The organism is Vibrio sp. V03_P4A6T147 (assembly GCF_002241085.1).
Taxonomy (GTDB): Bacteria; Pseudomonadota; Gammaproteobacteria; order Enterobacterales; family Vibrionaceae; genus Vibrio; species Vibrio anguillarum.
The window spans coordinates 1-7,848 of record NZ_NDIO01000162.1 but is presented as its reverse complement, the minus strand read 5'-3'; the positions used below and the strand labels follow the sequence as shown (position 1 = coordinate 7,848).

General features: G+C 45.3%; 9 protein-coding genes. 6 read left to right on the top strand and 3 right to left on the bottom strand.

The window, feature by feature from the left end; all coding sequences use genetic code 11:
* Window positions 1-16 precede the first annotated feature (16 nt).
* The 4 genes from B9J84_RS06390 to B9J84_RS06375 are packed head-to-tail and all read left to right on the top strand — an operon-like array spanning window position 17 to window position 4,665.
* Entirely contained in the window at window positions 17-1,411 is a 1,395-nt protein-coding gene (locus tag B9J84_RS06390; RefSeq protein WP_094123778.1) for a TolC family protein, read from the top strand.
* Window positions 1,408-2,382, top strand: coding sequence for an HlyD family secretion protein (locus B9J84_RS06385; RefSeq protein WP_094123777.1), 975 nt, complete (start codon window positions 1,408-1,410; stop codon window positions 2,380-2,382). The genes B9J84_RS06390 and B9J84_RS06385 overlap by 4 nt, the downstream gene beginning before the upstream one ends.
* Window positions 2,383-2,387: 5 nt before the next feature.
* Window positions 2,388-3,536 carry an ABC transporter permease gene (locus B9J84_RS06380; RefSeq protein ID WP_094123776.1) on the top strand — a complete coding sequence of 383 codons (1,149 nt, stop codon included), beginning with the start codon at window positions 2,388-2,390 and terminating at the stop codon, window positions 3,534-3,536.
* Window positions 3,529-4,665 (top strand): ABC transporter permease, encoded by a 1,137-nt coding sequence (locus tag B9J84_RS06375; protein WP_094123775.1) that lies wholly within the window; start codon window positions 3,529-3,531, stop codon window positions 4,663-4,665. Before B9J84_RS06380 ends, B9J84_RS06375 begins: the two co-directional genes overlap by 8 nt.
* Window positions 4,666-4,669: 4 nt before the next feature.
* Here the strand turns inward: B9J84_RS06375 and B9J84_RS06370 are convergent, their stop codons facing one another.
* Window positions 4,670-5,044, bottom strand: coding sequence for an ATP-binding protein (locus B9J84_RS06370; protein WP_179217533.1), 375 nt, complete (start codon window positions 5,042-5,044; stop codon window positions 4,670-4,672).
* A 137-nt stretch (window positions 5,045-5,181) separates the two neighbouring features.
* Between B9J84_RS06370 and metA the strand changes: the two genes are divergently transcribed.
* A complete protein-coding gene (gene metA / locus B9J84_RS06365) occupies window positions 5,182-6,123 on the top strand; it encodes a homoserine O-succinyltransferase (RefSeq protein ID WP_013856656.1) in 942 nt (313 codons plus the stop codon).
* A 145-nt stretch (window positions 6,124-6,268) separates the two neighbouring features.
* Window positions 6,269-6,982, top strand: a complete 714-nt coding sequence (gene pilW, locus B9J84_RS06360; RefSeq protein ID WP_094123773.1) for a type IV pilus biogenesis/stability protein PilW — start codon at window positions 6,269-6,271, stop codon at window positions 6,980-6,982.
* Between the two features lie 22 nt (window positions 6,983-7,004).
* On the opposite strand, the gene B9J84_RS06355 is transcribed toward pilW, so the two are convergent.
* Window positions 7,005-7,226 carry a hypothetical protein gene (locus tag B9J84_RS06355; RefSeq protein ID WP_010318596.1) on the bottom strand — a complete coding sequence of 74 codons (222 nt, stop codon included), beginning with the start codon at window positions 7,224-7,226 and terminating at the stop codon, window positions 7,005-7,007.
* A gap of 62 nt (window positions 7,227-7,288) precedes the next feature.
* Window positions 7,289-7,848 (bottom strand): RlmF-related methyltransferase (locus B9J84_RS06350; RefSeq protein ID WP_143698840.1); only part of this gene is annotated, 560 nt, incomplete at its 5' end.

The following is a 7,848-nucleotide window of genomic DNA, read 5'->3' as shown; positions in this document are numbered from 1 at the left end:
CCTATTCGTCTTTACTCTGCTTGGTGCAGCCCCTTCTTTCGCCGCGCCGATTTCCTTTCAACAAGCATGGGATCTTTTGCAACAGAGCAATAATTCACTTGCCGCTGGGCGGGCAAATGTCGAACGCTATCAGCATATTGAAAATTCCACAGACAGTCTCAATTTGCCTGCTGTTTCTATTGGTGCAAACTACACGCGTTTAGACCAAGATGTTACTTTGTCAGGAAAGCAGATATTCGATAGCACTGGGCAATCTATCCCATCATCTTTAGGTTTAGGACCGATACTCGCCAGTGCTGGCTCCATCACATCAACCATCACCGAACGTGATATTTTCAGCTCTTCGATTCGCGCTATTTGGCCCATTTTTACAGGCGGACGGATCAGCGCCGCACAAGCCGCTGCGGAAGGTAAAAAAGAAGAAGCACAAAGCCAGCTCGCAATGGAAACACAAGCGCGCTATGAAGACTTGAGCAAATATTACTTTAGTGTTCTTTTGGCAAAAGAGGTTTTAGTGACTCGCCAAGCCGTTGAGCAAGGGTTAACCAAGCACCGTGATAATGCACTAAAGTTAGAGCAACAAGGACAAATTGCCCATGTGGAACGGCTACAAGCTGAAGCCTCATTAGATAAAGCAACGGTTGAACGCAAAAAAGCACAAAAAACCTTAGATATTGCCCAAAGCGCACTAACCCAAATTCTAGGTCAAACAGAAAAAGTCGAGCCAAGTGGTTCACTGTTTGTCAATGACCGTTTACCGCCACTCTCTGTTTTTGTGGAGCAAACGCTCAATACCTATCCGGGCTTGGCACTACTTGAAGCAAAAGAAAAGCAAGCAAGCAGCTTGATCAAAGCTGAACAAGGCAAATACTATCCAGAAGTCTACCTTTACGGTGATTACAGCCTACATGAAGACGATTCGCTGGCCAGCCAAATGAAACCGGATTGGTTAGTGGGTATTGGGGTCAACATTCCGTTAATTGAAACATCGGGTCGCAGCGATCAAGTCAAAGCAGCGCACAGCGCGGTCTCACAAGTACGTTACTTAAAGGCGCAAGCTAAGCAAGACTTGAGCGTGTTGGTGGAAAAAACCTATTTGGAAGCCGAACAAGCATTGGAAGAAGTGATGGGACTAAACTCAAGTCTCACACTGGCTAATGAAAACCTGAACCTACGCCAAAAGGCATTCAGTCAGGGTTTAGCAACGTCTTTAGATGTAGTGGATGCAGAGCTCTACCTTGCTAGTATAAAAACGCAACAGTCATTAGCCAGCTTCAACTACTTACTTTCTTTAAATAAGTTACTGGCATTGACCAGTGAAATGAATACTTTCCCTATCTACACACAATCAGCGATTTTGTTGCACTCATCAATGACTCACGAATCACCTGCTCAAAAGGATGCCTTATGAAAGCCGTAAAACCAACACTGATTGCTCTTGCTGCTGTGGTGGCGATCTCTTGGGTCGGCTATCGCTTTTACCAAGCATCTCAACCTAAACCTGTCCGCTTACAAGGTCAAATTGAATCTCAACAATACAGTATTTCCTCAAAAGTTCCCGGCCGTATTGATCAGGTACTGGTGCGCAAAGGCGATAGCGTTGAACGTGGCCAGCTCATTTTCACGCTGCACAGCCCTGAAATTGAAGCTAAATTAGATCAAGCGATTGCGGGTCAAAAAGCGGCGGGCGCACTGGCTAAAGAAGCAGAAACAGGCGCACGCGATCAGCAGATCCAAGCGGCAAAAGATCAATGGCTTAAAGCCAAAGCCGCAGCGGATTTAATGGAAAAAACCTATTTGCGTGTCAATAATCTTTACCGTGATGGTGTCGTCGCTGAACAAAAACGTGATGAAGCGAATACCCAATGGCAGGCCGCTAAATATACTGAAAGCGCCGCTTTTCAGATGTATCAAATGACCAAAGAAGGCGCACGCTCTGAAACTAAACTCGCTGCCGCGGAAAAAGAACGTATGGCTGCTGGTGCCGTAGCGGAAGTTGAAGCTTATGCCGCGGACACTAAAATTGAGAGTTGGTTTGACGGTGAAGTGTCCCAAGTACTGCTACAAAGTGGCGAACTGGCTCCACAGGGCTTTCCTGTCGTCACTGTCGTGGATACCCAAGACTCATGGGCGGTGCTCAACGTACGCGAAGATCAACTCAAGCATTTTACGAAAGGCACAACATTTACGGCTTACTTACCTGCTTTAGACGCCAAAGTAGAATTTATCGTTTCCCACATTGCAGTGATGGGTGATTTCGCCACGTGGCGATCAACAGACGCCTCACAAGGGTTTGATTTACGCACCTTTGAAATCGAAGCTCGCCCTACCACACCTGTCGAAGGTTTGCGTATGGGAATGAGTTTAGTGGTTGAGCTATAAGCCTTATGTCAATTCAGGTTCGCCCTCAATGGCCTCTGCTGCGCCATGACCCTTGGCTATTGTCTAGCCTAAGCTGGATACCAATAGTATTGGCATTCAGTATTTGGTGGATTTTCTCACAAGGGATAGTGCGCGATCTGCCGATTGGCGTGGTCGATTTGTCTCACAGCCAATTGTCACGTCAATTGATAAGAGATTTCGATGCAACCTCGACCATGGCAGTCACGCACCAGTTCCAAGATGTCAATCAAGCCAAAACTGCGTTAATTGAAAGTGACATTTACGCGTACGTTGTCATTCCGTATCAATTTGATAAATCAATATTTCGTGGTGAGCAGCCACAAGTATCGACCTTCTTCAATAGCCAATACATTTTGGTTGGACGATTGATCAACTCTGCTATTGTTCAAGCACAAAGTACGTTCAATGCCCAAGTGGATGTCGTAAAAAACCTAGCGACTAGCCAACAAACCACATTGAGTGCGATGGGGCGAGCCGTACCAATCAGGACACAGATTACGCCCCTGTTTAATCTCAATACAAACTATGCGCAATTTTTAGTCTCGGCGGTTGTACCCGCTCTTTGGCAAATCGTTGTCGTGGTCAGTACCATTATGATTTTGGCAGCAAACCATCGTCACTTTGGTTTGCAAACGTGGCTTGGAGAAAAGCCATTACGAATTTTAACGCTAACATTGATGCGTTATCTGCCGATTTTTATGTTGCAAGGGATTGGTTTTTTAATCTGGTTTTATCAAATATTAATGTGGCCAATGCACGGCAGTTTTGCTCTATTGATTATCGCACAACTTGCAATGACGCTCGCCTGTATGATCATGGGCGCACTCTTTTTCTTTCTAACACTCGATCCGGCAAGAGCGATGAGTTTTGCTGGCGCTTTTACCGCACCAAGTTTTGCGTTTATGGGCATTACGTTCCCAGTGACGGATATGAATACTCTAGCGCAGTGGTGGCGAAACCTGCTACCGGTGAGTCACTACATTGAAGTGCAAGTAAGCCAAGTGAGTTATAACGCTGAATTGCTGTCATCACTGAAGTATTTAGTGCCAATGCTGGGCTATGCATTGCCGCTGCTGCTCACTTTGATTCTTATCCGTAAACACAAGCAAGCCGAGCGAATCAACCATGACTGAAACTACGCGATTCATTGCTCTACTTAAAGCAGAGCTAAAAGCGCTATTCACTAACCCTGTGGTGCTGTTGACTGTCTTTGGTGGCGTGGTTTTTTACTCCTTTTTATACCCTTTGCCTTATACACAGCAAACTCCACGCGAGCAGACACTCTCGATTGTCAATCTCGATAAAAGCCAAGCCAGTTATCAACTAGAACGCATGGTTGACGCAACACCACAAGTCAAAGTGATTCAACGCGACAGTACCATTGAAGATGCCAAGCAGGCGTTTCTTAACCGCAAAGTTAGCGGTATTTTAGTGATTCCTGAACATTTTTATAAAGACCTACTGCTTGGGAAAAGTCCAACACTGGCCTACGCTGGCGATGCCTCTTACTTTCTAGTGTATGGCACCATCGTTGAGGGCTTATCACAAGCTGGTGGAACCTTAGCCGCGAAAAGTAAAGTGTCACGTTTAGTGATGGAAGAAGAACCGCTTTCTCTGGCCGCTCAGCACTATTCCGCCACAAGCATCAACTTAAAACCGACCTTTAACCCACGCATGGGTTATGTTGATTACGTTGTCCCAGCGGTGTTTGTTTTGATCTTACAACAAACCATGATCATGGCGGCAGGATTAATGGGCGGAACACAAAAGCACGGAAATGGCTACTGGAGCCATACCACACCGCTACGATTAATATTGGTACGCAGCATTGTCCTTGTTGCTGTTTATTATCTACTCAGCATGTACTACTTTGGTGCCAGTTTTACCTCACATGGTGTCAACACCCTCGCCAGTGCGGGGCATTTATTGCTACTTCTACTGCCTTTCTTACTGGCCTCTTGCCTATGTGGCATTTGGCTTGGTTCAGTTACACCGCGGCGAGAATTGGTGACGTTAGTGGTATTAATCAGCTCAATGCCACTGATTTTTTCAGCTGGTTTTATTTGGCCGTTAGAAGCAATTCCACGCCCTATCATTTGGATATCCAACCTCTTTCCAAGTACGCCTGCCATTCAGAGTTTTCTCAGTTTGAACCAAATGGGCGCATCATGGGATCAAATCAGCACTCGGTGGGGGATCTTGTGGGTGCAAGTGTTTGGTTGGGGAGCCCTTGCCTTTTACCAACTCCAGCGGAAGCGTTAATTAATCATTCCTGCCACTGCTGACGCATACGCTCAACAGTGGCATCATCGATACCATGAACATTCTGGTACTGCGCACGGCAAACATTAATCACTAAGGTGGCATGGTAACGTTTAGCCAACTGCTGGTAAGCTCGCATCTCCCAATGTCGGACAAAAGTATTTGCCACAACAACGTCCTCACCTTGCGCTAAACAGCGCTCCACTTGCTGTTGACACCACCGATGAGCTTGCTCGATTTTATCTGGCTGATAGCAATAGTTGCCTTTCTCATTGATAAAATACATATCCGCTTCAAAATGCTTTGCATGTAGCGTCCTTGCTAAGGTGCTTTTGCCTGAGCCGGGTAATCCCCTGATCAAAGTTAAGGTTAGCGACATGTGTATCCAACAGGTAAGTAAACGGATATCCAATAGTAACCAATTTCACAGCAAGATTCATTTTGCTATCGACATCTGGTTTTGATTGAGTTAACTTCGGCAGTATAGACGTCCAAAAATAGCTTAGGGAGAAAGCTGTGCCGATTAAGATCCCCGACCAACTGCCAGCCGGTGATGTACTGCGTCATGAGAACATTTTCGTGATGTCAGAAACACGTGCCGCCACACAGGGCATCCGTCCACTGAAAGTTTTGATTTTGAATTTAATGCCGAAGAAAATCGAAACCGAGACTCAATTTTTGCGCCTGTTATCCAATACTCCGCTGCAAGTGGATATTGAATTACTGAGAATTGATGAGCGCCCAAGTAAAAATACCCCCACTGAGCATTTGGAGAACTTTTACCGTCAATTTGAGATGGTAAAAAATCGCAACTTCGACGGGCTCATCATCACCGGAGCGCCTTTGGGGTTGGTCCAATTTGAAGATGTGATTTATTGGGAACACTTAAAAAGCGTGATGGAATGGGCTAAAAATCACGTCACTTCCACACTCTACGTTTGCTGGGCAGCGCAAGCGGGGCTAAAACTGCTCTACAATCTGCCCAAACGAACTCGCAAAGAAAAATTATCGGGCGTTTATCATCATGAAATCCACCATCCCTTTCATCCGATATTACGCGGCTTTGACGACACCTTTTTAGCGCCCCATTCTCGTTATGCTGATTTCTCACCAGAATACTTAGCCGAACATACGAATTTAGATATTCTCGCCACCTCTGATGTGGCGGGTGTGTACTTAGCCTCAACCAAAGACAAACGTAACGTGTTTGTCACAGGTCACCCTGAATACGACGCACATACACTGCATGGTGAATATATTCGAGATTTAGGTGAAGGGATGGAACCCGCAATCCCAGTCAACTACTACCCCAATGATAATCCAGATAATAAACCAGTCGCCAGTTGGCGAAGCCACGGTCACTTGCTGTTTGCAAACTGGTTAAACTACTGTGTTTACCAACAAACACCTTACGACCTTGAACACTTTAGCGAAGATAAATTTACCAAAGACGATTAGTGTTTCATGCCTGATCATCTCAGTAATGAGGTGTTCAGGTTTTAATCAAACATAGTGCATACTGACTCGCATTCTTCTCTCCTCTTTCCCCCTCGATCTTCTGATTTCCTTATCATGCGTCTAAGCGATTTAGGAGCTGCAGATAATGAAAAAAGTACTGATGATATTGATAATGTTCACGTTATCGGCCTGTGTCACCGTGAACGAAAAGGGTGAGCCTGAAGTAAAAGCGGATCCGGTTGAAATGGCCGAATCTCGCATTGCGCTCGGCCTAGGCTATTTAGAAAATGGCAACATGAGCAAAGCGCGTGAGAACCTAGAAAAAGCCACACAACATGCGCCGACTTACTATCGCTCGCAACTTGCGATGGCTCACTACTACGAAACTGTCGGTGAAACAGAGGCCGCACGTAAAACCTATCAAACCGCGCTTCGCGCCCATCCCAAAAATGGCAATATTCTCAATAACTACGGCACATTTTTGTGCAAGCAGGGCGAATATCAAAAAGCCGATGAATATTTTAACCGCGCCATTGCTCAACCCTATTATTACCTTGTCCCAGCAAGCTATGAGAACGCAGCCTTTTGCGCGTTAAAATCTGGCGATAAAGAACAAGCGCGCTACTATTTTGCAAAAACATTAGACCATGACCCTAATCGAGCTCGTTCATTGCTGCAATTAGCTAAATTGGAAATTGACGCTCAACAATACACGCAAGCTCGCATCCGCTTGATGCAATTTAATCAGCGCTACGGTAACCAAAAAACATCGCTTCAATTATTGGTAGAGTTAGAGAAAAAGGCAGGAAATAAAGCGTTAGAGAAAAAATATCAAGCGGCGCTCGATACCTTTTCCTAACATCGTATTACTAGGGCAAGGGTTATTTGATATTGGTGGGTCTACCGTCTTTGCCACCATTACGGTCACGATAGTGGATACGGCGAAGACGTCTGACTTTCTGAGCGCGCTGAATTTTTTGATATTCGCGATAGATAATACGAATAAAAAACCCAAGCCCAATCATCGTAAGCAAAGCAAACAGATAAGCGAAGGGCTGGCAGATCCAGTCAGGTTGGCAAGGTAAATAAAGGTCAAAGTCCATACCTTACTCCTTCTATTGCTATCTCAACTCACTGACCAATATAGTCAATCAACGAAGTCAGCCTAGCACTTTGCCGCTAACCATTGTTTGCGTTGGCTGTCATTTTGGAAACTCCATGCGATGAATCGACTCACTTTTTGCCCTTGTTGCATTTCAACAACCTTCACCACTGCAGCACCCACTTTATCTAACTGTTTTTGCATCCAACGTACATTCTCTTTTTTAGAGATCAATGTGGTGAACCACAGCACTTGCTGAGCGTAGGGTTGACTTTCAAAGGCCATGTTTTTAATAAAAGCAGCTTCACCACCGGGGCACCATAACTCAGCTTTTTGTCCACCAAAGTTGAGCGTGACCGCCTTACTTCTGTTAGCGTCTTGCCCCGCAATTTCTTGACCTTTTTTGACTCGATTACGCTGTAAATTTTTCAACTTACGTTCGCTGCCTTGCTGCGCCTCTACTTGTGATGCATGAAAAGGCGGGTTGCACGTGGTGAGATCGTAACGCTCATTTTCTTGAATAATCTGCTTAAAAATATGTTTTGCATCGCTCTGCAAACGGCATTCAATACGCCCATTGAGTGAAGCATTGCCATTAACCACCAGATTGGCGGATTTAATAG